This window comes from Roseibium sp. RP-7, assembly GCF_053005225.1.
This window is the reverse complement of the sequence record NZ_JBRKQA010000005.1, coordinates 23,353-47,213: the sequence shown is the minus strand read 5'-3', so window position 1 is coordinate 47,213 and position 23,861 is coordinate 23,353. Positions and strand designations below refer to the sequence as shown.

Below are 23,861 nucleotides of genomic sequence, written 5' to 3'. Positions count from 1 at the left end.
TACTGCAAATCAATCTCTTTGACTAATATTTCCTAAGATTCAGCTTAAAAAATTTTACAAGTCAAAAAAGGCAACTCAAAAAATGGCGCCAATTATCCCAAATTTAATTCAAGAACTTAAACAAAAGACTGAAGAAGCAAGAAAAAAAACGCGCACAGCCAACAAAGAAGAGTTAAAAGTATACTATCAAGCCCAAAAAAGGGCCAAGAACAAAAAAATTCCATTTTTATTGAATGAGAAGGACTTTGACATTCTCGTCACTCGAGCCGCTGGTAGGTGTGAAGAAACGAACAAAAACTTTGAACAGTTGACAAACTCTACTGGTAGATATCGAGATCACTGGATGAGCATTGACCGAATTGACTCGAACGGTGTGTATTCACTCGAAAACTGCCGCCTCGTTACTGCCGCAGTCAACTTCTCTAAAGGCGACCAGTGTATTGAACTGTTTCATGTTCAAAAACTCATGTATTTTGCAAAGCTTGGCGGCAAAATTGATGACAAATTTGTCTCGTCGAAGCCAAACAACGATCCAAACAGCTGGAAATTTTAGTTATCTGGAACGGCGTGACCGAAGCTAAGCCTGACACATCCTGTAACTAACTGGCGTCACCCCTCTTCCTCGCAAGGCTCGGTTGCCAGGAAAGCACGCAGTCCTCTTGTCTCGTCGTCCTCGAAAACCGTGCTTGTGACACTCAGTTTTACGACACGGTCGAAACGGAAGGTGCGGAAGGCCTGCCGCATTTCGCACCACGCACTGAACATCCACCCGTCTGTCACATTCCAGATGACAAGCGGGCGGACGCTGCGCTCCGTGGGTTTTCCATCGGCATCCTCGTAACAAATATCGACAACGAGCTGCATCCGGATGGCCTCGCGGATCAGACTGACGGTCGGTGGGGCGCTGTTCTTGATCTGCAGGCTGAAATACGGCGCGTCGGCCAGCTTGCGTTTATCGGGATCCGGCATGCCGGCCTGGATCATGGCACGCACTTCATGTGCCGCCGATGCCAGCGCCGGGTCGCCCGTGCGTTCCACAAAGGAAAGGCCGATCGCCAGCGCATCGACCTGATCATGGGTAAACGTCATGTTGGGCAGATCGAAGCCCGGACGCAGCAGATAGCCGATACCGGCCTCCCCTTCGATGGGAAGGCCGGACGCCTGAAGGTGGGCGATGTCCCGGTAAATCGTGCTGAGGCTGACTTCGAACCGTTCGGCAAGTTCTGCGCCCCGGATTACGTCGCGGGTCCGCATCTCGTTGATGATCCGAAACAGTCTTTCCGCGCGTCGCATTCCGTTTCCTCACGCTCCAGAAAACCGGATGCAGCCGCTTCGAAGCTGCGTTCAGGTGTCGGGCCTCAGTCGGCAGCGGTCGCTTCGATCTCGAACATGAGCGGAGGTAGCGCAAGCCGGCTCACGCCAAGTAGTGTCATTGGCGGCGCAGCGTCAAGGCGGCCGAACCGCGCTCCCAGGACGTCGAAATTCTTCAGGGCCTCGTCCACATCCGTTGTGTAGACCTTGACCTGAATGACGTTGGCCAGGGTCATCCGCGCTTCGGCCAGTACGGCTTCCAGGTTGTTCAGTGAAAGTTCGATCTGACCGCGCATATCCGCGGCATGCTGAGGATTTCCGCGCCCGTCGACAGCGGTCTGTCCGGCGCAGATCAGCTGCCTGCCCATGCCTTCAACAATTTCGGCCTGATTGTAGCCAAGCCTGAGCGACCAGGGCCAGGGATTGACGGGTGTTCTGTTCATGGGGCGTCCTTTCGATCTTCCAAAACAAGAGAACGCCTATCAACCACAGGCCTCCTGTCACCGTGGTGAGAGGAGTGATCGTACCTAGGCCAGATTTTGCAGAACCTAGGCCTTGCCCTGCGCAAAAAAAGACATCCTGCGTTCTTGCAAACGCAGGATGCTTGCGCGCCGGTTTCCCCTGCCATGCAGGCGGGAACGGCAGGCAGGGAAATGCCGGCTTACTTCGCGAGCTTGGGGTCGATCTGCCAGACTTCGCTTGCCAGTTTGCCGCTCCGATAGGTCAGGACGTAGCGGACCGGGATCGTGTTCTTGCCGGAAAAGCGCACATTGGCAGTCACCGTCACGCCAGCTGGATTTGCGTTTTCCTGAACATTCGAGACATCGACCTTCAGCTTGCCCTGCGCGCCTGTGAACTTGGCCCAGACCGTGCCTATGTCTGCAGCACCGGTATAGACACCATCCAGCGGGCCACCGACCCATTCCAGCACGGCCTTGTCGGAATAGGACGCCTTGAGGGCATCGACCTTGCCGGTTGCGATGTTGTTGAAATGGGTACGTGCCAGGTCTTCACCCGGCCCGGCCAGGGCTGCGGATGCAAACAGAACCGTACCTGCGAAGGCAGTAGCGGCAAATTGACTGATCGGCTTCATTTCAGATCTCCATTCGTTCACTGTTCCAGATGCGATCGGCCGCATCCGGTGCTGTCCACGCAGGTGGTGGTGTTTTCCTTCCCGAAGGAGCCGAAATTTCTTTTTTGCCGGCGACGGAATAATTCGCGCAGCACAAGCGTTGGTGTCAGTAGTGTCCACGAGGAAGAGCTCTTGCCCGACAATACCCAAAACCTGCTCAGGGAGACGCCGGCGCTGCATCGATACGCGGTAACGCTGACCTGCGACCAGGCGGAAGCGGAAGACCTTGTGCAGGACTGCCTGGAACGGGCCTTGCGCAAATGGAGCCTTCGCCGGTCGTCTGTACCACTGCGGCCGTGGCTCTTCCGTATGATGCGCAATCTTCACGTCAGCCGCTGGCGGCGCTTGCGGCGCCATTCGAACCATATCGACCTGGACGATCTGGAAAACCAGCTTCAGGCGCCCGCCTCGCAGCAGGACAGCGCCGAGCTCAAGCATCTACTGAACCGCATGCTGGCCTTGCCCGAAGACCAGCGCGAAGCACTGTTCCTGGTCGGCGTGGAAGGCTTTACCTATGCAGAAGCCGCCGCAATCCTGAACGTTGCCGAAGGAACCATCATGTCGCGCATAAGCCGCGCTCGTGCCAGACTGAGAGAAGACCCCCGCGCCTCCGAGCGTCCCCATCTAAGGAGCGTGACATGAATTCCCAGACGGTGCCTCCCATCCGGGAGGAAGACCTCGTTCGATACGTCGACGACGAGCTGCCTGCGGATCGCAGACGCGAGGTCGAAACCTATCTTCGGGACAATCCGGAAGCTGCCGCCCGGGTTGAGGCGGACCGCCGGATCTCGGCAAACCTGAAGACAGCCTATTCCCGAGTCACTGCAGAACCTCCCGGCCTGACCGCGCCTTCAGGGGGCAGATGGCTGCCGCGCGCCGGCATGGCCGCCTCCATCGCTGCGGCCCTGCTGGTTGGCGTCTTTGCCGGCTGGTCCCTGAAACCGGATGCAAGCCTGCCAGCGTATCAGCCCTTCCTGGCCGATGCCCTGACGGCTCACCGAACATTCACCGTTGAGGTTGCCCATCCGGTCGAGGTGGCAGCCAGCGACCAGCGGCATCTGGCGACCTGGCTCGGCAATCGGCTGAACCATCCGTTCCGCATTCCCGATCTGCGGGTTGCCGGACTGACGCTGATGGGCGGTCGCCTGCTGCCTAGCGGGGCGGATCCGGCAGCACAGCTCATGTATGACGATGCGGACGGCAACCGGGTGACCGTCTATCTGCGCCGCGGGGTCGACGGTGAACCGAAATTCCAGTTCGCGGAATCCGGCACTGAACAGGCGTTTTTCTGGAGCGACACCGGGTTCACCTACGCGGTGACAGGCGACATGCCGCGCTCACAGCTTTTGAACCTTGCCCACCTGATCCAGACCCAGCTCGACCCGGCGCAACAATCGAACTGAAAGTCGCCAGATCATTCTGAAAGAGACCTCGCGCTTTCGTGACCCCGCTCTTGGGAAGACCAGGCAACCGGCTGGCGTAGTCAGGTGCGGGGGCGGCGCAAGGCCGCCTTCGGCGCGCATGCGTCACAAGCCAACAGAATTCAGGAATTCCGATATGAAAACTTCCCTTTGTGCGCTCGCACTGCTGGTTTGCGCCGGCCCTGCACTCGCCCAGGAAAGCACACTCGCCGATCCATCCATCAAACACCGCCCCGCCGACGGAGTTGTCAGGCTTTATGGTGCGGGCGGCCCGCACACGGCGTTCCAGAAAGTTGCAAAGGCCTTTGAAGAAAAAACCGGCAACAAGGTCGAAATCACGGCCGGCCCGGAAACCACCTGGTCCGCAAAAGCCCAGGCGGATGCCGATATCCTCTGGGGCACATCCGAACAATCGATGACGGCGTTTCTGGAAACCTATGGCAATTTTGACTCTTCCCAGGTTCAGCCAATCTACATCCGGCCCGCCATCATCGCCGTGCGCGCAGACAATCCGAAAAAGATCGAGGGCTTTGAAGACCTGCTCAAGGACGGGATCAAGATCGTCGTGACCGAGGGCGCCGGTGTCGCCAACACATCCGGCACAGGCGTCTGGGAAGACATCGCCGGAAGGACCGGAAATCTCGGTGACGTGTCGGCGTTCAGATCGAACATCGTCGCGTTTGAAAAAGGCTCCGGTGCCAGTTTCCGGGCCTTCAAGGACCTTGAGGCCGATGCCTGGATCACCTGGCCGAACTGGCCTATCAACAACCCGGACGTTCTGTCCCTTGTCGAACTGGACGAAAACCGTCGCATCTGGCGCGATGTCAACGTCGTGCTTTCCCCCGACGCCGACCCGCAAGCCAAGGCTTTTCTGGACTTCCTCCAGACCCCGGAAGCCGCGGTCCTGATGAAAACCGAGGGTTGGAAGCGCTAACACCGCGCTTTCGCCTTTTGCCAAGCCCCCTCCGCGCCCATGCCTCCCAGGGCGCGCAGAGGGGGATGCAACGCCTTTTTGAAACCCGCTGAGCCTACCTTTCCCATTTTTCCGCTTGCCAACCTCAAACTGCACTGTTAAACGTTTAACTGTAAAACGTTTAACAGCGTTGGGAGGCGCTGGCAGATGTCCCGGAAAAAACCGTCCATCAAGGAAGTCGCCGCTCTTGCGGGCGTGTCGATCGCGACGGTATCGAACGTCTTTTCCGGGCGCAAACCGGTCAACGACGAGCTGAAGGAGAGCGTGCACAAGGCTGCGCGCGAACTCGGTTACCAGCTTGATCGGGCCGCTTCCCAGCTGCGCTCAGGCCGAACCCGTATCATCGCGGTAATTGTCCCCGACCTCACCGACACCTTTTTTGCCACCATCGTCTCCAGACTGGAAACCGCCGCATCAGCGGAAGGTTACGACGTGATCGTCGCCAGCTCACACAACGACCGCGCGGTGGAATCCTCACGTCTGAAGGCGTTGCTCGCATGGCGGCCGGAAGGGCTGATTGCCGTGCCCTGCTCAAGCACCATGCCGCCGGAACTGAAGGAAGCAAAATCCACCTTGCCGATGGTTCTGGTCGACCGTGTTGCTGCAGAAGGGGCAATTGCCGATACGGTGACCATCGACAACCGCGAGGCGGGCGAGATTGCCGCAAGGCATCTGCTGGAGCGTGGCCACCAGAACATTGCAATCGGCGTTTCCGACCTGGATCACCCTCCGATTCTGGAAAGAACGGAAGGGGCTGCCGCCATCATCGAGGCGCAAACCGGCAAACGGCCGACCATTCTCAATCTGGGTTCCGATATCACCGCAGGCACCAGAACGCTCCTGGACTGGATGGAACGCAATCCCCTGCCGGAAGCAATCATCGCGCTTACCAACGTCACGACACTCAGCGTGTTGTCCGCCCTCGCCGAACACCGGATCGACATCCCGAGCCGCGCGTCTGTCGTCGCGTTTGACGACTATGCCTGGATGTCCGCCCGCAACACCGGACTGACGGCCATCCGACAGCCGGTCGACAAAATCGCGGAAACCGCCTGGCGCCGGCTGCTGCAGCGGATCGAGGGTGACAGCAAGGCACCCGTTACACCGACAGTGCTGAACGCGAGCCTGATCGTCCGTGCCTCGGTGCGAGATCTCGAAGCAGGCGAAGACATGCATTCGCAAACACACACCCCGGCACCGAGGGACAGCGCCTCGGCGGAAGGGCAGGAAAAGAAGATCCACTGATGCCATCCGCCAAAACTGGGCACGACGGCAGACAGGCGGCAAAGACCGCACGGACACATGGGAGGAAGAGGAGGAAAATCGGACTTCAGGATCAACGGACACTCAAACGCTATCAGTCCCGTTGATCCGGACGAGAAACGCGCGGAGTGCGGTGAGCAACCCCGCGCGTCGGCAAGATCGTCCTGAAATACCCACTAACCGAAGCGGCAGGTAGATCCTCTCATCCGCCGGAACCCGTAAAGACGCCCCGTGCCGTTGCACCGGCTAAGGCGTCAGGGTTTCTGCGCGGACTCGATCATGCTCGGCCAAGATTAGCAGTGGTCTTTCAGGAAACCAACCGGTCTTGAGCGCACCCGAGGACGGGGCCGACGGACCGTTTTATTGATGGAGGAAACTGAAATGAACCCGATGAACAAGAAACTTGCCGGCGCGGCCATCGTTGCCGCCGCCCTGCTGCAGGGAACCGCTGTCCAGGCTGCATCCGGCACCGTTGCATTCCTGATGCCAGACCAGGCATCAACCCGCTACGAGGAACATGATTTCCCGGGCTTCAAGGCGGAAATGGAGAAGCTTTGCCCGGATTGCACCGTCATCTACCAGAACGCGGATGCAGACGTGGCGCGCCAGCAGCAGCAGTTCAACTCCGTTCTGACACAAGGCGCCAAGGTGATTGTGCTTGATCCGGTGGATTCCAGCGCGGCCGCCTCGCTCGTCGCCCTTGCCCAGAGCCAGGGCGTGAAAGTGATCGCCTACGATCGCCCTATCCCGGACAAGACCGCCGACTACTATGTCTCCTTCGACAATGAAGGCATCGGCAAGGCAATCGCCGAGTCCCTGGTGCGCCATCTGGAAGAACAGGGCATCTCACCGGAGGCAGGCGGCCTGCTGCAGATCAACGGCTCGCCCACCGATGCCGCTGCCGGCCTGATCAAGGACGGTATTCATGCAGGTATCGCCACCGGCAAGTACGAGACGCTGGCCGAATTCGACACGCCGGACTGGGCACCGCCCAAAGCCCAGGAATGGGCCAGCGGCCAGATCACGCGCTTCGGCGATCAGATCGTCGGCATCGTAGCGGCCAATGACGGCACCGGCGGCGGCGCCATTGCCGCCCTGAAGGCTGCCGGCGTCGACCCGCTTCCGCCTGTAACCGGCAACGATGCCACCATCGCGGCCCTGCAGCTGATCATTGCCGGCGACCAGTACAACACGATCTCCAAGCCTTCTGAAATCGTTGCCGCGGCGGCTGCCAAGGTTGCCGTGCAGTTCCTGAACGGGGAAACGCCGGAAGCCAAGACAACGCTCTACGAAACACCTTCCGAGCTGTTCGTTCCGGCCGTGGTCACGCGCGAGAACCTGAAGGAAGAGATCATCGATATGGGCATCCAGACGGCTGAGGAACTGTGCACGGGCCGTTATGCCGAAGGCTGCAAGGAACTCGGCATCCAATAACTCCTCCTCCCAAGCAGGCCGCCCGACCCCAAGGGTCGACACCCGGAAGGCCGGGTGGCCATCCAGAGGACCCAGAAAACCATGAGCCGGACAAGATGACCGCCACTTCTCCCCAATCCGCCACGGATCGGCAGCCGATCCTGAGCCTCAAGGGCATTTCGAAGAACTTCGGCGCGGTGTCGGCATTGACCGATATCGAGCTGGACGTCCATCCAGGTGAAGTCGTTGCCCTTGTCGGTGACAACGGCGCCGGAAAATCGACCCTCATCAAGGTGCTCTCCGGCGTCCACGCGCCGACTTCCGGCACCATTCACTTCGAAGGCAAGCCGGTGACGATGCACGGGCCGAGCGACGCCCTGCACCTTGGCATCGCAACCGTGTTCCAGGATCTCGCCCTGTGCGAGAACCTCGACGTCGTTGCCAACATCTTCCTGGGCCAGGAACGCAGTCCCTGGCATCTGGATGAAGTGGCCATGGAAGTCCGCTCCTGGGAGCTGCTCAACGAGCTGGCGGCCCGCATTCCAAGCGTGCGCGAACCGATCGCATCGCTGTCCGGCGGCCAGCGCCAGACCGTCGCCATTGCCCGGTCCCTGCTGCTCAACCCGAAGATCATCATGCTGGACGAACCCACCGCCGCCCTTGGCGTTGCCCAGACGGCGGAAGTGCTCAACCTGGTGGAGCGGGTCCGCGACAAGGGCCTCGGCGTCATCATGATTTCCCACAACATGGAAGACGTGCGCGCGGTCGCAGACCGCATCGTGGTGCTGCGGCTTGGCCGCAACAACGGTGTGTTCTCGCCGCAATCGTCCAACGAGGAACTGGTCGGAGCCATTACCGGCGCAACCGACAATGCCGTCACCCGCCGCGCCAGCAAACGGGCGGCCGCAGGCGCCACGGCATAAACAAGGAAACCACCATGAACGGCTCCGCTCCCGAACCCCGGCTGCTCGACCGCAGCGATACGCGCGTCAAGCATGCCAGCAGCCTGACCGACGTCATCAGCGCCTTCATCGATCGTGTGAAGGCAGGCGACCTCGGCTCCCTGCCCGTCATTGTCGGCCTCATTGTCATCTGGACGGTCTTCACCATTCTCAATCCGCTGTTCGTTACGCCGAACAACCTTGTGAACCTGCTCTTCGATTGCTCGACAGTCGGCGTCATCGCGCTCGGCATCGTCTGCGTGCTGATGCTCGGCGAGATCGACCTTTCGGTCGGCTCCATGAGCGGTGTCGGCTCGGCCCTGATCGGCGTGCTCTGGGTCAATCAGGGTGTTCCCCTGCCACTGGCGATCCTGGCGGCGCTCAGCACCGGCGCGGTCATCGGCTCGGTCTATGCACTGCTGCGCACTCAGCTTGGCATGCCCAGCTTCGTCTCGACCCTCGCCGGTCTGCTGGCGCTTCTCGGCCTGCAGCTCTACATGCTCGGCTCCACCGGCTCCATCAACCTGCCCTACGGCTCCTGGATGGTGAACTTCGGCCAACTTCTGATGATGCCGGCCTGGGCCTCTCACGCAGTCGCCCTGTTGCCTGGCGTCGCCATTCTCGTGATGGGAATTCGCAACCGGCGCCAGCGCCAGGCAGCCAATCTCTCCGTTGGCTCTGTTGGCGGGCTAGTGTTCAAGGCGCTGTTCACCACCATCGCCTTCGAAGCCGCCGTCTTCTATCTGAACCTCGGTCGCGGCGTGCCCTGGATGTTCGGCCTCTTCGCCCTGCTTGTCGTTGTCATGAACTATGTCTTCACACGCACCCAGTGGGGGCGGTCCGTGAAGGCAGTTGGCGGCAACGCGGAGGCTGCGCGCAGAGCCGGCATCAATGTCACCTTCACCTACCTCACGTCCTTTGCGCTGTGCTCGCTGCTGGCGGCCCTCGGCGGTGTTCTGTCTTCCGCACGGCTTGCCTCCGCCAGTCAGCAGGCGGGCACCGGTGACGTCAACCTCAACGCTATCGCAGCCGCCGTTATCGGTGGAACCAGCCTGTTCGGCGGACGCGGGTCGGCATGGTCGGCGCTGCTTGGCATCATCGTCATCCAGTCGATCTCCAACGGGCTGACGCTTTTGAACATGTCGTCCTCGCTCCGCTACATGATCACCGGCTGCGTGCTCGCCATTGCCGTCATCGTCGACAGTCTCGCCCGCCAGAGCCGCGTCTCTCACGGCCGCGCCTGACCGGATTTCAATTCAAGGATTTCGAACATGACCGATGAACTCAAAGGCAAGGTCGCGGCCATTACTGGTGCCGCGTCCGGGATCGGCCTGGAATGCGCCAGGAGCCTGCTTGCAGCCGGCTGCCGGGTGGTCCTGATCGACCGTGCCGAAGACAGACTGAACGCGATCTGCCAGGAGCTCGGGCCGGACGCCATTCCACTGGTGGTCGACCTCATGGACGGGCCCACTGTCGATGGCATGCTGGACCGGATCGTGGAAAAGACCGGACACCTCGACATCTTCCACGCCAATGCAGGAGCATATGTCGGCGGCAGCGTCGTCGACGGCGACCCGGACCAGTGGGACAAGGTTCTCAATCTCAACATCAATGCCGCGTTCCGCTCCATTCGCGCCGTGTTGCCACATATGGTGGAACGCAAGACCGGCGACATCATCGTCACCAGTTCCATCGCCGGCCTTGTACCGGTCGTCTGGGAGCCGATCTATACCGCCTCGAAATTTGCCGTGCAGGCCTTCGTTCACACGGTACGGCGCCAGGTCGCCGAACACGGGGTGCGCGTTGGAGCGGTCGCGCCGGGACCTGTGGTTACAGCCCTTCTCGATGACTGGCCCAAGGCAAAGATGGACGAAGCCCTCGCCAACGGCAGCCTGATGCAGCCCCGGGAAGTCGCTGATGCCGTGCTGTTCATGCTCAGCCGCCCGCGCGGCGTCACCATCAGGGACCTTGTCATTCTGCCGCAAAGTGTGGACCTTTGAGGCATGAGCAAATTTCTGATTGGTATTGATGTCGGCACAGGCAGTGCCAGGGCTGGTCTGTTCGACCAGTCCGGCAATCTGGTTGCATCGGCAAAACGTGACATCGCCCTCTTCAACCGGGGGCCAAACCTTTACGAACAATCTTCCAACGACATCTGGCAAGCCGTGGCCGCCACCGTACGCGAAGCGGTTGGCACGGCCGGGATCGATCCGGGCGATGTGGCCGGGATCGGCATGGACGCCACCTGTTCGCTGGTGGTCATCGGCCCGCAAGGCAGCCCGCTGCCGGTAGGCGATACGGACCATCCGGAGCGCAACATAATCGTCTGGATGGATCACCGCGCCCTTGACCAGGCCGAACGCATCAACGCCGGTGGCCACGACGTGCTGCGCTATGTCGGCAGCCAGATTTCACCAGAAATGGAAACTCCGAAGCTGCTCTGGCTGAAAGAGAACCGGCCAGAGATCTTCGGCAAAGCCGAGCATTTTTTCGACCTGACCGATTTCCTGACATGGCGGGCAACCGGCAGCCTTGCACGGTCCATCTGCACGGTTACCTGCAAATGGACCTACCTTGGTCATGAACGCCGCTGGGACGCCGATTATTTCCAGTCCATCGGTCTTGCCGAACTCTGCGCGAATGATTTTGACCGCATCGGCACCACCATTGTCGATGCGGGAACGGCTCTGGGCAACGGACTGACGGCAGAAGCGGCGGCAGACCTGGGTCTGCATGAAGGGACACCCGTTGCTGCCGGGCTGATCGACGCTCATGCGGGCGGTGTCGGCACGGTCGGGTGGCAGGACCAGACAGAGGCGGGATCGGCGACAAGCCGGATGGCCTATGTCTTCGGCACCTCCGCCTGCACCATGACCTCGACAACAGAACCTGCCTTCGTGCCAGGCGTCTGGGGACCTTATTTCTCCGCGATGGTTCCAGGCCTCTGGCTGAACGAGGCGGGCCAGTCGGCGGCAGGTGCCGCCATCGACCATCTGGTCCGTTTCCACCCGGCCTCCACTGAGGCCCTCAAGCAGGCAAGGGAAGCAGGTCTCGGCCTCAACCAGTGGCTTGCTGCTGAAGCCGAGCGGCTTGCACCGGAGGGGACAGACATATCAAGGCTGGCAGACGGTCTGCATGTGGTCCCTGAATTTCTCGGCAACCGTGCGCCGTTTGCCGATCCGGAAGCCAAGGCCATCATTGCGGGCCTTGATATGGACACATCCGTCGCCGCTCTCGTCAGGCTCTATGTCGCGGGCATCTGCGGTCTCGGATACGGCCTCAGACAGATTGTCGAGGCGCAGACCGCAAAGGGCATCCGGACGGACACCATCGTCGTCAGTGGCGGTGCAGGCCAGAGCCCTTTGGTGCGTCAGCTTCTGGCCGATGCCACGGGCCTCGTGATCGCCGCTCCCAAAACCGCGGAACCGGTCCTTCTCGGCTCGGCCATGCTCGGCGCTGTCGCTGGTGGCCTGCAAAAGAACATTCCGGCCGCCATGGCCGCCATGTCGGCTGCCGGCGAAACCTATGCACCCGGCGGCGCCGAGGCCACATCCTACCACAACAAGCGGTACGAGGCTTTCGAGCTGCTGCAGCAGGCCGCCCGCAAGATCCGCGGATAACGCTGCCCGCCATTCCAAACGGAAAGAGAGACATGAAGTTTTTTGTCGACACGGCGGATGTCAGCGACATCCGCGACCTCACAGAACTCGGCCTTATCGATGGTGTTACTACCAACCCGTCCCTGATCCTCAAGTCCGGCCGGGACATCACAGAAGTGACCCGCGAGATCTGCTCCATTGTCGAAGGTCCGGTTTCGGCCGAAGTCACGGCGACCGAGTTCGAGGCAATGGTGCGAGAAGGCAAGACCCTTGCAAGGATCGCCCCCAACATCTGCATCAAGCTGCCGCTGACGCTGGATGGTCTCAGAGCCTGCCGTGCACTGACTGCCGAAGGGTTCAAGACCAACGTCACCTTGTGCTTTTCCGCCAATCAGGCGCTGCTGGCCGCCAAGGCCGGAGCAACCTTCATTTCCCCGTTCATTGGCCGACTGGACGATATGGTCATGGACGGAATGGAGCTGATCCGCGAGATCCGGCAGATCTACGACAATTACGGCTTTGAGACCGAAATTCTTGCCGCCTCGATCCGAACGGTCAATCACGTCAAGGAAGCCGCGTTGATCGGCGCCGATGTGGCAACCGTGCCGCCGGCAACGATCAAGGCGCTAGTCAAGCACCCGTTGACCGACAAGGGACTGGAGCAGTTCCTTGCGGATTGGGCAAAGACCGGCCAGACCATCACCTGATCGACTGAAGAGTACGTACAAGCAACTTGCCGGTTCCACCCATGGGCGGAGCCGGTAAATCCACTCGAATTGAACCCGATGACGGTTCGGGCGTTTCCAATGGAGAGACATCCATTGGAGGATAGTATGCGCCCGCACGAAAATGTCCGGACGATTGCAGCCCTTGCCACCGCACTGACCCTTGTGTGCGGCACCGCTCTTGCAGACGACAAGAGCGAAGACTGCAAGGTTGAACCCGGCGCAAAGTCGCAAGACAGGGTTCCCACCGATACTGAAGAAACTGCCAGCCTCTCGGACTGCGATGGTGTTTTGAAGCCAGCCCCGGTCGGAGACCGCGAGCTTGTCGAACCTGCCCCCGATGTCGGTGAAACGCCGGTCATCACTCCGGAGGAGATCCCGGATCAGCAGCCGGCGGACTGAGGCGACCGCCAGCCAGGTCGATGATACTTAAGACCGCAGCAAACGCTTGGTGGACCCGACAGCGGTTGCGATCTGGGAATAATGCGTCTTGCGCTTTTCCGAGTTTCCAGCAGAACGCAGCAGCTTGGTGACGCTCTCGTCGATGGCTTCCGATGCTTCACGGCGAGCCTGCTCGAGATTGGCCGTGGAAACGGCCCGGTAGGTACGCTGACCCACGGCCGCGCGCGGAGCGCTCCGGTCCTGGTATTTTGAGACAATGCCATCGAGCTTGCGGGAAAGGCTCCGCAATTCCCGCGCCGCGTCGCGATAGTTTGGCCGGTTTTCAATTGTCGAGGCGGCGCGCCCCAGAACATTCCTCAAACAGTCGAAGCGGTATTCGGGTCGGATGGAATTACGGCACTCGTTGCTGCCGTTCTGAATTATCCAGATGACACCGCGGGTGACCCTTTCGTCGAGATCATAGGATGCGCTCAGCTTCGGGTCGCGTTCCTGCCGATCGACATCATAGGAAGGGCCAGACGGTTCGCTGCTCATGGAAGAGCTGTACTGGGCAAGCAGAAGCTCCTCCAGAACCGAACCCAATGGATCTGTCGGCGCAAGCGACTGGCCACCCGGCACGGCGACCGCATAAGCAGGCACACTGGCAGCCGTCACGACTTGTCCGGCGAGCACGGCAACGGCCACACCTGCGCAAAACCTGTTTCCAAACATGACTTCCTCCAATCAACTATTCAAACACATCGAACAAATCACCAGAGACAACTGATCGAACCGGGCAGCAACCACGATTGGCGCGACACCTGCTAGCGGAAAAGCAGAAAAAACCTGCAATATGACTTAGAAAAACGTCTGCACTGTCTACATTGAAATCAGGGATTGATATTTCCCGAAATGTTTCTTTTGATTGTTCTTTTTCAATTTTAACCCCTTGGAATAAAAGAACAAGTCAAAAATTACCCTGCGTCATGCAACACGCAACAAAGGCTTTGGAAGGTGGAAATCGATCTCAGCCGGCAAACGCTTTGGCCCCTATTCGGAAAGCCCGTAAGCTTTGCGCAGACCTCTCTGGGTCTGCGGGCCGAACTGGCCGTCGATGGTCCCGGTATAGAAAGAGCGTTCTGAAAGTTTCCGTTGAAGGGAGCGCCGTGTCGTGGCCTTGAACATTTTCGGGTTTTCCGAGAGCTGGCTCAAAACTTCTTCGTTGCCGGATCTCAAGGCGCGATAAAGATATTCTGCCGCATCGTCCGGTTCCTTGCCATCGACCACACCGTCATCGATCAGGGCTGCGTAATTGAACATCGCTTCCGGGTGCCGCTGATCGGCAGCCTTTCCGAACAGCTCGATTGCCTTTTTCGGATCACGCGCGATCCCCAGGCCGCCCTGATAATAAAGGAACCCGAGATCGTTGATGGCATCCGCAAAGCCCTCGTCTGCGGACTTGCGAAACAGTTCCAATGCCTTTTCGACATCCTGTTCGACGCCAATGCCGCGCTCATACATGCGGGCAAGCTCGAACATGGCTTCAGGATCACCTGCTTCCGATGCGGTTTCCAGAAATGCTGCCGCGCGGGAGGGATCGTAGCGGTCCTCGCTCGGGTTGAGGCGCATGTAGGCAAGGCCTTTCAGCGCCCTGCTGTCGCCCTCCCTTGCCGCCACCTGCAACTGCTCTTCCTGGCTGACTTCAAGGCGCCCCCAGGCGTTAAGACGGTCTGCCGCCGCAAGCACGTTGACCTCCTGGCTGCCGCCCGCAAGGAAGTAGGGTTTGCCGGACAGTGAGCCGTAGGTGTGCGGCTCCTGCGCGTTGGCGGTGGCTTTCAGCACGGAATCGCGCACCTGCCGGAAGGCAAGGCCTATTTCCAGATCCCTGATCTTCAAGGTCTGGGCCAGCGCCGATGCAAACGGACTGTTTTCACCTGCCCCATCCAGTGCAACGGCTCCTGCTTCGGCGGCGTAGGCCACCAGCGTGCCGCGTTCGGGAGAAGGTGCTGCCAGCCCGCGGCCGTAAGCCCCCTGATTTACGGTGAGCGTTTCCTGCCCGCCCACATCGGCAAACGGGTCGTTCCGGCAGGAATCCAGGATCACGATCCTGAGCTGCCGAGCCTTGTCGACCGCTTCCAGAATGTCATCGAGAGAAATCGAGGTATCGGCAACCTGCTGCCGGCTGCCGGCCTTGGCGTCGGAGGGAACCAGGAAATTGCGTCCGCCGACTTCGATCCCGTGTCCGGCAAAATAGACGAGAGCCACATCCGCCGTTTCCGCCTCGAAGGCGAAACGGTCCAGCAGTTCCCGGAACTCCGCAAGCCCGATGTTGAAATGCTCGGACACTTCGAAATTCAGTTCGTTCAAGGTATCCGAAATCAGCTTGCCGTCATTGGTGGTGTTGCTCAGATCGGGGGCGTTCTCATAGCCCGCAATGCCGACCACAAGAGCCATGCGCCGTTCCGCGAACGGGTCCGTCGCCGCGTGAGCTGACAGGCCCGTCAGCACCAGAAACACCACAACAGACCAGACAGCCAATCCGTTGATTTTAAAAGTCTTCAACAGCAGTTCGACCCGGTTTCGCATTTGGCGCAATCACATGAAAACCCTGTTTCCGGCTTGGTACAAGTCCTGGAAACACCGCTTTCATAATTGGCGGATTACCTTGCGAAAACAACCCCTCTTTTCGCCGCGTCACCTGACTGCAGCTGTCACCCTTCAACCGGTACAATCCCAAAAAAGCGGCCGGTCCGCGACTAACGAACCGGCCAAGGCGGACATTGCCTGAAGACCACATCAGACAATCCGGGTTGATCAGCCACCGCATGCAATCCCGCGCAATCTTGCGCTGAAAAGCGGCCGTCGACCGTAAAATGCGTCCAGTTGCCTACTCCTCCCGGAAGGCACGTGACATGCTGTCGACGATCGGCTTGGTCAGATACTGCATGAAGGTTCGCTCGGCCGTCTGGATCATGATTTCCGCGGGCATGCCCGGGGTCGGAACGAAGTTAAGCACCCTTGTCAGTTCGCCCGGCGAGATATCGATGCGAGTGACGTAAACCTCGCGCATGATGCCCGTGCTGTTGTCGGTGATTGCATCTGCGGACACATATTGCACTTCGCCTTCCAGCACCGGCGTGGTGCGTTGATTGAGGGCGGACAGGCGAACAGTGGCCTGCTGGCCGATATGAACGCTGTCGATATCGGTTCGCGAAATCAGTGCCTCGATGATCAGCGGTGCGTCGGACGGCAGAATCTCGACAATCGTCTTGCCGCTTTCGATAACCCCACCGGCTGTGTGGTAGTGCATGCGTACGATGGTCCCCGAAACCGGTGCCTGAATGACGGCACGCTCGAGAACGTTGCGCGCCTTGCGGGACTGCTCTCTTGCCGCATCCAGCTCGGCCTCGATCGATTGCAGGTCATCAAGCACCTTTTCGTTATAGGCAGCCCGTGTCTGCTTGACCTGTTCCTGGTGTTGCAGGACCTGGGCATTGGCCTCCTGCATGGACGATGCCAGCCTCCCGATCTGCCCTTCCGCTTCTGCGATCGCTCTTTCCAGTGCATTCAGGGTCGGCTTCAGAAGAAGGCCTTTTTCGAAGAGAAGTTTCTTGCCCGTGTGTTCTTCCTGCAGGATCGCAAGCTGCCTGATCATGGCATCATGCTGTTCACGGTAGCCGTCGCGGCGGTGCTGAAGGGATTCGATCGTGCTCTCCAGAATCCTGATATCACTCGTCAGCTTGGCCTGTGATCCGATGAAACTCAGCTTCTGGCCGGCGATGATGGTGGCAATTTCCTCATCGTCCTTCAGGTCCAGCAATGTTTGCGGGAATTCCACCTCCTTCAGCCAGAGATATTCGGCGCGCAGACGGGCGTTGATCGCTTCCAGCCGCGCCAGCTTGAGACCCAGCTGTCGCTCGTTTGCGGATGCGACGGTTTCGTCGAGACGAACAATCGGATCGCCTTTTTGAACGCGCTCGCCCTCCTGCACCAGGATCTCCTTCACGATCCCGCCTTCGTAGTGCTGAATCTGCTTGTTCTGTCCGGTTGCGACAAAGGTTCCGCTAGAAATTACGGCGGCTGCCAACGGCGCGGTAAAGGACCAGGCGGCAAAGCCTCCTATGAAGAAGACCAGCATGAAAACGCCGATCAGCGTGTGCCAGAAAATCGATCTCGGCACTGCCGAATACCAGTCCATCGGTTCGTGATGTGTCAGAGCGTTGCTCATCTTTTCCCCCTGGCTTGAGCCGTCCCTGGCGGCTGCCAACGCTTATCCTTGTTGCTGAACCGCTCTTTGTTTCTTCCGGTCGGCAAGGAGTTCCAGCACCTCGTTGCGGAAGCCGAACATGCTGATGGAGCCGTCGGCCAGAACAAGGATCCGGTCGACACATTTCAGCAGGGATGGCTTTTGCGTGATCGCGACGACGGTGATGCCTTCGGCCTTGGCATGTGCCATTGCCCGTGCAAGCGCTTCGTCGCCATTGGTGTCCAGATTTGAGTTGGGTTCGTCCAGAACGACGAAACGTGGATTGCCGAAGAACGCCCTGGCAAGCGCGATACGCTGCTTCTGACCGCCTGACAGCGGTGCACCGTCGGCCGCGACGACCGTTTCGTAGCCGTGGGCCAATTCGGAAATCATGGCGTGCACGTCGGCCAGACAGGCGGCTTCGTAGATCTGCTCGTCCGAAGCATCTTCGCGCATGCGGCCGATGTTCTGCTTGATCGTGCCCGGGAAGAGCTGAACGTCCTGTGGCAGATAACCGATGTTCTCACCCAGCTGCCGCTGGTTCCAGTTGCGCAGGTCCATCAGGTCCAGACGCACCGCGCCCGATGTCGGCAGGATGGATCCCACCAGCATCTTGCCGAGTGTGGTTTTTCCGGCTCCCGAGTTGCCGATGATCGCAAGAGAGTCCCCGGCTTTCAGCGAGAAGGTGATGCTGTTGAGCACGACCCGCTTGGTCCCCTGGGGCACGTAAAGCAGGCGTTCGACATCAAGCCGGCCTTGCGGCTTGGGCAGAACGAGACGTTCGGAGTTGAGCGGCGAGGATTTCAGCAGTGTCGAGATCCGGCCATAGGAATTGCGCGACAGCAGATACTGGTTCCAGCCTTCGATCGCCCCCTCGATGGGCGACAGCGCCCGGCCGCCGATAATGGAGGCGGCAATCACCATCCCCCCGGTCAGTTCACCCTGGATGGCAAGGAATGACCCCCACCCGAGCATCGCCACCTGCGTCAGAAGCCGGACAGCCTTGGTGATGGAGGCCGAAACAATGTTTCTGTCCTGCGCACTGACCTGCGCGCGCAGCGAAGCAGCCGTATCGCGCCCCCACAGGTGAACCGCTTCCGGGATCATGGCCAGGGCGTTGATGATCTGCGAATTCCTGGACATGGCATCCAGATGCAGGTTCGCCTTGCTCTGGTTCTGGTTGGCATCGCTGAAATGCCGGGACGTGATCTTCTGGTTGATCACCGCGATCACGAGCAGGATCACACAGGTGCCACCGACGATCATCCCGAGGTGCGGATGAATGAGGTAGATCGCCACCAGGAAAAGCGGCGCGAAGGGACCATCCAGAAATGCCATCATGGTGCCGGACACCAGAAAACCCCGCAATTGCTGCAGGTCGTTCAGGATCTGGTACTCCTTGCCGTTGCTGTTGAGCGAAGCTCGTGCGGCGGCTGCGAGGATGGGTGAACCCAGTTGCGATGCGAGTTCGACCGCCGTGCGCATAAGAATGAAGCGGCGGATGGCATCGAAGGCCGCCTGCAGCAGGACCGCCCCGACGATCACGCCTGTCAGCATGACCAGCGTGTCCAGCGAGCGGCTGGTCAGGACCCGGTCCGAGATCTGGAACAGATAGACCGGAATTGACAGCACAAGCACATTGATGACGCAGGAAAACATCAGCACGATGAGAAGATTGCGTCGAACGGCGGCGACGCCGTTTTCGAGTGCCTTGGAAAGATCGGGCGGTGTCGTCCGTCGGTGGAACTCGGGCTTTTCAGCCTTGGATTTGCCAGAGCCTGTGCCTGTGCCTGTGCCTGTCCGGGCGGACTTGCCGCCGTCCGCCGGTTTCGCTCTTGCGTCTCCCGACTTCAGGGTTGGTCCGCCCGCAGCGGCTGCTGCCTCTGCGCCGACAAGTCGTGCATCACCCTTTTTCGCATCGGGGCCCAGCACCTGCGGCTCACCCGCCCGGTTCGTCCGCTGCCCATCGGCAACATCATATGAAATGGTCATGAGCTGCCTCCCCTAAGCGACCATCGTCGCCATCGGATCGACACAGACCTCGTCCGGCACCTGGTTCAGGTTGACGGTTTCAAGATCGTTGTCACCATTGGTCAGCATGCCGTCGGCCAGGAAGACAACCGCCTCCGACGCAAGACCCGCCCCGCCGTGATCAGGTTGCTCGACATCTGCCGTCAGGATCTCCGCCTGGTAAAGCAAAGCTTCCGAATAGGTGTCGCCACCGACGCGAACAACATTGTCCACGCTGGCTTCCTGGATCACCGCGGCATTGTAGAGAAGGTTTGAATCGCCGTTGATGCTGGTGCCTTCGCTTGAGACATCGACCCCAAGCGTGGCGATGCTGTCGCTGTCGCCCAGGATATTGACCTGTTCGAGGTAATTGATGTCGTAGACATCGCCGGAGATATAAAGAACGTTCAGCTGGTTGAAAGGCGAAGCTTCCCCGCTGAAGAGCCCGGACAGGAAGTCGTCGCCGAGATCCTCCTCACCTGCCGTTGCGAGCCGGTTCGCGCTTGCCGGATCCAGGTCGACGACGGAACTGTTGTAGTTGGAAACGATATAGGCCTCGTTCCAGAGCAGATTGTCGATCTGCCCGTCAGGCGTCGGCATGGAAGCGTCTTGTGTACCTTCGGCAATGACCTGATCGAAATTGACCATGACGTTGGTCTGGCTGATCACATTGGCCGAGTAATAGTCGCCTCCGATCAGGATCAGATCGAAAAAGGTGCTCAATTCCGTGAGGTTGAGAGCATTTGTCAGAATATTGCCACCGGACATGATCGTCGTGCCCGAGCCGTCTTCCTGGTAGACGATGGTGTCGTTGTCGACCAGATAGTTCTTCTGGGTCAGCCAGTTCACGAAGGTCATGTCACCGTCGTGGAAGGTGATATCCCAGAGTGAATGATTGCCGACCGGAGCAACATCCATGGGCAGATCCGAACCGGTGTTCATGATCGATGCGATGTTGTAGCTGCCGGTGCTCGGATCCGTCGCCCACTCGCCAAGACCCGCCAGATGCGTCGCTGCCAGAACATTTGTCTGGCTGATAATGTCGAGATCGTAATAATCGCCGGCCACAGCTATGGTCGCGGCCTTGCCCCAGACGTCCACCAGAATGGCCTGATTGATCAGTGTGTTGTTGCCGGCACTGATTTGCAGCGAAGCGGAGGTTCCGGCGGTGTCCACCAGCGAAGCCAACTCGCCTGAGGCGCTTTGCGGTCCCTCGAGCACCACGTCATCGGAGTTCGCGTCGGCGTCATCGTCCGGAGCACGGCCCCTCAAATGCTTGATGACTTCATCAAGACGGGCGGCTTCCTCGACAACGATACCGTTCTGATAGAGCTGCCCGGTGTCATCTCCGGTTGCCAGAACCTGTTGCCCGACACCGGGAGCGCCGGTTTGCATGGTTTGGGCTGTTTCCGTCCAGGCTGCGACGGTCGCGCTCAGATTGCCAGCCGGATTGTCTGCTTCCGTAAAGCTGAACCTGCCGGTGATCCCGGCGGCCTCAAGCGCATCGAGGAAGGAGATGAGTGATGGTGCTTCGTAATCGAAATGATAGTGGAGACCCGTGTTGGACAGATAGTCGTTGTCCTCCAGCACGTTTTCGGACCGGGACACAACGGCGAAGCTGTTGGGCAGCACTTCGTGCTGGAACGTTATGAAGCGGACACCGCCTGTCAGCGCGATGGTGTAGGGATTGAAAGTCCCCTCAACCGGCGGCGGCATCAGATGTGCCCGCATGCCAATGCCATCCCACTCATAAAAGTTCAGGGCGGCGGGAACGTCGTCATAGTAGCTGTAACCATCGAATTCGTAATGGATATTCGGATTGAGGTCGAGCAGCTGATAGTCCGGCCAGACTGTCGGCAGCGCCTCCATCGTCTCACCTTGCTCTGCCTGTTCGGCAGCAAGCTGTGCCGCGCGGAATTCAAGATACTCAAGGCGGGCGCGGGCCTCCTCGAGTGACATGGAAAAGCTTCCTACAAAATGCGAAATCGCTTCACGCGTAAGGTCATCATAAAAAAACATGTCAGCCCCCTAATCTGAATGAAGGGTCGTTTTCGCGGTCAAACTCGCGCGAATCTAAATACGAGAGACCGCGTTCAGCAGGCGCGGAGCAAGTGAGCTCCGCGCCTGCTGCTGTTTTCCGGAATTGAAAATCAATTCAGGAACAAACCGGATCAGCTCAGGGAGCCGAGATCTTCACCGGTCATCAGGCTGTCCATGTTGCCGCCGACAATGGTCATGTCGACAGAGTTGTTCAGGATGTTTTCGCCCTGCACCAGCGTGTTGGTGAATGCCGATGCATCGTTGGAAGCGGATGCTTCAGCTGCATTCATGCCCTGGACGAGCGCATCGTCATCAGCGATGACGCTGACGCTGCCGGAACCGAGGTCATCGATTTCCAGATTGCCTTCCAGGTCGACCGACATGCCATGGAAACCGGCATGACCGAACCAGGTGCCGACATGGCCACCGAATGCCTGCATGTCAGCATCGACGTATGCCGACCCGCTGGAGCCCCCTGCCGAAATACCGTCATCGGTTTCGGCATCGCCACCCTTGGCACTCAGGGTCTGGTTGAAGCCGGCGTTGTTGGTTGCCGTCGTACCGTTGGCCCAGTCGTTGTCTTCCAGCTGGTTGCTGTTGTTGAGCACGACACCGGCATCATTGCCGCCACCATTGAGGGCTTCGTTCAAAATGTCTTCAACGGTGATGTCGTCGCCCGGGCTGTAGTCGATGCCGCCGTTGACGCTCACGAGCATCTCGTCGACTTCAGCGCATTCTTCCAGGTCGATGTCCACGACATCGTCGTCGTCATAAACAAAACCTTCTTCGAAGTTCATCACGACTTCGGCCTTGTTGATGATCTTCGAGTCATCGACTGCATCGAAATCAGAGTAATTGAATTGAGTTCCACGCTTACCAGACATGATAATAGTCCTTGTTCATCGCGGCGAGCCAGGTTTCGCAAGACCGGCGTTCACACCGCATTCTGACTTGGAAACGGGCGCAGCTGGCGTTTCGGAAACAGGTTCGAAACAGAAAACCGCAGCGCCGATCGAACATCTTAGAGCTCGTCTTCACCAACGCTGTCGGTGTAGAGATCGCCGCCGACAATCGTCGTATCGACCGAGTTGTTGAGAATGTTCGCACCCTGCACCAGCTCGTTGACGAACGCTTCGGTTGCGTTGGCGGCATTGGCAGCGGCCATCACTTCACCAATAACCGTCGCATCATCAAGGGCATCCACGGTCATTGACGACCCACCGAAAGCCAGACCGTCATCAGCTTCCGCCGAACCGCCGTTGGCAGTCAGCTTCTGCGTGAAGGACCCTTCATTGGCGACAAAGGTGTCTTTTGCCCAGTCGTTGTCTTCCAGTTGGTTGCTGTTGTTGATTGCAATGCCGGTATCGTTCCCAAGGCCGTTCAGCGCATCATTGAGGACGTCTTCGACCTTGATGTCGTCGCCCGGGTCGAAGTCGATGTTGCCTTTCGCAATCAGAATGTCCTCGACACTCGCATGGTCGCCGATGTCCAGGTCAATGTTGTCGACGTCCGAAGGACCGTTCTCAAAATCCACATTGATCACGGGATCGAAGTCACTGTCGACATACTTGAACACCTGGTTGTTCACATCCTGGGTGTTGTCGTCGTCCGAGTATTCCCACTCGTAGCTCTTCGAATTGTCGATGTTTATTTCGTGATTATAGTTGGTGTTGTACTCGCTAGAATAAGTCGGATTGAACGACTTATCGATGTTCAGCTCGTTTTTATGCCAAACGTATTCGCTCATGGTTCTGTCCTCAGATCGGACAGCTCGGCAGATCGTCTTCTATCGATTTGCATAGGGCTGTCGTGGTTAAGAGGAGCGTTACCGCCCCAGATCAAATGGAAAATGGCAAAAACAACCACATCAGCTAATCAAAATAGATTTAGCTGTTCCATTTACTCTTCGGCTGGAAGTCAAATTTGAGGATAAGGATCCACAAACCGAGGATTTACACAAATACGAGAATCTCCCAGCCGATGAAAACAATGACAGAACAGGGAGATTGCAATAAGCCGGAAATCTTAACTAAACATTTACCATTCAAGTTTCGCGGATATCTAGCGACATAGGTAAATCACGCGAGGTCAAAAAAGTATTTAATTGCAATATCTTGAAGCAAAATCTGATCCGCGACTAAATCGAATTATTAATATAACCTAAGGTAAGTTTGTTATATACAAGTTATGGGTGAGGAGAAATTCAGACTAGGGGGTCACTGCACAAATCCCTGTTAATACTGCGATTTGGACGGCATGTTCATTTTCCGACAGCCACCCATTTCCCGCACCTATCCTTGGTCTGAACAAACAAGATAAGAAATTTTATTATTTTAAAAACCGCATGGCTAATGCCGACGGCAGAATAAGCCGGATGAATATTTACAAAAACGCTTCTCCCAGGCC

At 58.6% G+C, this 23,861-nt stretch carries 22 protein-coding genes; 12 read left to right on the top strand and 10 right to left on the bottom strand.

Annotated elements, in window-relative coordinates:
- Positions 1 to 82 precede the first annotated feature (82 nt).
- A complete protein-coding gene (locus ACVDG9_RS28335) occupies positions 83 to 553 on the top strand; it encodes a hypothetical protein (protein WP_447239632.1) in 471 nt (156 codons plus the stop codon).
- A 56-nt stretch (positions 554 to 609) separates the two neighbouring features.
- Here ACVDG9_RS28335 and ACVDG9_RS28330 read toward each other — a convergent pair whose 3' ends face one another.
- The 3 genes from ACVDG9_RS28330 to ACVDG9_RS28320 all read right to left on the bottom strand — a co-directional run bounded on the left by ACVDG9_RS28330 (position 610) and on the right by ACVDG9_RS28320 (position 2,404).
- Positions 610 to 1,293, bottom strand: a complete 684-nt coding sequence (locus tag ACVDG9_RS28330) for a helix-turn-helix transcriptional regulator (RefSeq protein WP_447239631.1) — start codon at positions 1,291 to 1,293, stop codon at positions 610 to 612.
- Between the two features lie 65 nt (positions 1,294 to 1,358).
- The gene (locus ACVDG9_RS28325) at positions 1,359 to 1,754 is read right to left on the bottom strand and encodes a RidA family protein (RefSeq protein ID WP_447239630.1); all 396 of its coding nucleotides are present in this window, start codon (positions 1,752 to 1,754) and stop codon (positions 1,359 to 1,361) included.
- Positions 1,755 to 1,972: 218 nt separating this feature from the next.
- Positions 1,973 to 2,404, bottom strand: coding sequence for a nuclear transport factor 2 family protein (locus tag ACVDG9_RS28320; protein WP_367022395.1), 432 nt, complete (start codon positions 2,402 to 2,404; stop codon positions 1,973 to 1,975).
- Between the two features lie 171 nt (positions 2,405 to 2,575).
- Here ACVDG9_RS28320 and ACVDG9_RS28315 point away from each other — a divergent pair, with 171 nt between their 5' ends.
- The 11 genes from ACVDG9_RS28315 (at position 2,576) to ACVDG9_RS28265 (ending at position 13,180) form a co-directional block, all read left to right on the top strand.
- A complete protein-coding gene (locus ACVDG9_RS28315; protein WP_197923201.1) occupies positions 2,576 to 3,085 on the top strand; it encodes an RNA polymerase sigma factor in 510 nt (169 codons plus the stop codon).
- The gene (locus ACVDG9_RS28310) at positions 3,082 to 3,846 is read left to right on the top strand and encodes an anti-sigma factor family protein (RefSeq protein ID WP_447239629.1); all 765 of its coding nucleotides are present in this window, start codon (positions 3,082 to 3,084) and stop codon (positions 3,844 to 3,846) included. The genes ACVDG9_RS28315 and ACVDG9_RS28310 overlap by 4 nt, the downstream gene beginning before the upstream one ends.
- 154 nt (positions 3,847 to 4,000) lie before the next feature.
- The gene (locus ACVDG9_RS28305; protein WP_062486836.1) at positions 4,001 to 4,798 is read left to right on the top strand and encodes a substrate-binding domain-containing protein; all 798 of its coding nucleotides are present in this window, start codon (positions 4,001 to 4,003) and stop codon (positions 4,796 to 4,798) included.
- A gap of 186 nt (positions 4,799 to 4,984) precedes the next feature.
- Positions 4,985 to 6,082 carry a LacI family DNA-binding transcriptional regulator gene (locus ACVDG9_RS28300; RefSeq protein WP_447239628.1) on the top strand — a complete coding sequence of 366 codons (1,098 nt, stop codon included), beginning with the start codon at positions 4,985 to 4,987 and terminating at the stop codon, positions 6,080 to 6,082.
- A 384-nt stretch (positions 6,083 to 6,466) separates the two neighbouring features.
- On the top strand, positions 6,467 to 7,534 hold the full coding sequence (locus ACVDG9_RS28295; protein WP_370198791.1) for an ABC transporter substrate-binding protein: 1,068 nt from the start codon (positions 6,467 to 6,469) through the stop codon (positions 7,532 to 7,534).
- Positions 7,535 to 7,629: 95 nt separating this feature from the next.
- A complete protein-coding gene (locus ACVDG9_RS28290) occupies positions 7,630 to 8,436 on the top strand; it encodes an ATP-binding cassette domain-containing protein (protein ID WP_055661540.1) in 807 nt (268 codons plus the stop codon).
- 14 nt (positions 8,437 to 8,450) lie between these two features.
- Positions 8,451 to 9,698 carry a sugar ABC transporter permease gene (locus ACVDG9_RS28285; protein ID WP_075283601.1) on the top strand — a complete coding sequence of 416 codons (1,248 nt, stop codon included), beginning with the start codon at positions 8,451 to 8,453 and terminating at the stop codon, positions 9,696 to 9,698.
- A gap of 27 nt (positions 9,699 to 9,725) precedes the next feature.
- Positions 9,726 to 10,454 (top strand): SDR family oxidoreductase, encoded by a 729-nt coding sequence (locus ACVDG9_RS28280; protein WP_447239627.1) that lies wholly within the window; start codon positions 9,726 to 9,728, stop codon positions 10,452 to 10,454.
- A 3-nt stretch (positions 10,455 to 10,457) separates the two neighbouring features.
- Entirely contained in the window at positions 10,458 to 12,074 is a 1,617-nt protein-coding gene (locus ACVDG9_RS28275) for an FGGY-family carbohydrate kinase (RefSeq protein WP_447239626.1), read from the top strand.
- A gap of 32 nt (positions 12,075 to 12,106) precedes the next feature.
- Positions 12,107 to 12,760 (top strand): fructose-6-phosphate aldolase, encoded by a 654-nt coding sequence (fsa, locus tag ACVDG9_RS28270; RefSeq protein ID WP_055661536.1) that lies wholly within the window; start codon positions 12,107 to 12,109, stop codon positions 12,758 to 12,760.
- A gap of 126 nt (positions 12,761 to 12,886) precedes the next feature.
- A complete protein-coding gene (locus ACVDG9_RS28265; protein WP_447239625.1) occupies positions 12,887 to 13,180 on the top strand; it encodes a hypothetical protein in 294 nt (97 codons plus the stop codon).
- A 27-nt stretch (positions 13,181 to 13,207) separates the two neighbouring features.
- Here ACVDG9_RS28265 and ACVDG9_RS28260 read toward each other — a convergent pair whose 3' ends face one another.
- From ACVDG9_RS28260 to ACVDG9_RS28230, 7 genes are all read right to left on the bottom strand, one after another.
- Positions 13,208 to 13,891, bottom strand: coding sequence for a hypothetical protein (locus tag ACVDG9_RS28260; protein WP_447239624.1), 684 nt, complete (start codon positions 13,889 to 13,891; stop codon positions 13,208 to 13,210).
- 318 nt (positions 13,892 to 14,209) lie between these two features.
- A complete protein-coding gene (locus tag ACVDG9_RS28255; protein ID WP_208993872.1) occupies positions 14,210 to 15,721 on the bottom strand; it encodes a caspase family protein in 1,512 nt (503 codons plus the stop codon).
- A 325-nt stretch (positions 15,722 to 16,046) separates the two neighbouring features.
- Positions 16,047 to 17,387, bottom strand: coding sequence for an HlyD family type I secretion periplasmic adaptor subunit (locus ACVDG9_RS28250; RefSeq protein WP_031269001.1), 1,341 nt, complete (start codon positions 17,385 to 17,387; stop codon positions 16,047 to 16,049).
- Between the two features lie 42 nt (positions 17,388 to 17,429).
- On the bottom strand, positions 17,430 to 19,397 hold the full coding sequence (locus tag ACVDG9_RS28245; protein ID WP_447239623.1) for a type I secretion system permease/ATPase: 1,968 nt from the start codon (positions 19,395 to 19,397) through the stop codon (positions 17,430 to 17,432).
- 12 nt (positions 19,398 to 19,409) lie between these two features.
- Positions 19,410 to 21,374, bottom strand: coding sequence for a hypothetical protein (locus ACVDG9_RS28240; protein WP_447239622.1), 1,965 nt, complete (start codon positions 21,372 to 21,374; stop codon positions 19,410 to 19,412).
- Between the two features lie 212 nt (positions 21,375 to 21,586).
- Complete coding sequence (locus ACVDG9_RS28235; RefSeq protein ID WP_023000103.1) at positions 21,587 to 22,339, bottom strand: hypothetical protein; 753 nt, start codon at positions 22,337 to 22,339, stop codon at positions 21,587 to 21,589.
- Between the two features lie 137 nt (positions 22,340 to 22,476).
- Positions 22,477 to 23,202, bottom strand: coding sequence for a hypothetical protein (locus tag ACVDG9_RS28230; protein WP_023000102.1), 726 nt, complete (start codon positions 23,200 to 23,202; stop codon positions 22,477 to 22,479).
- Positions 23,203 to 23,861: the final 659 nt, after the last annotated feature.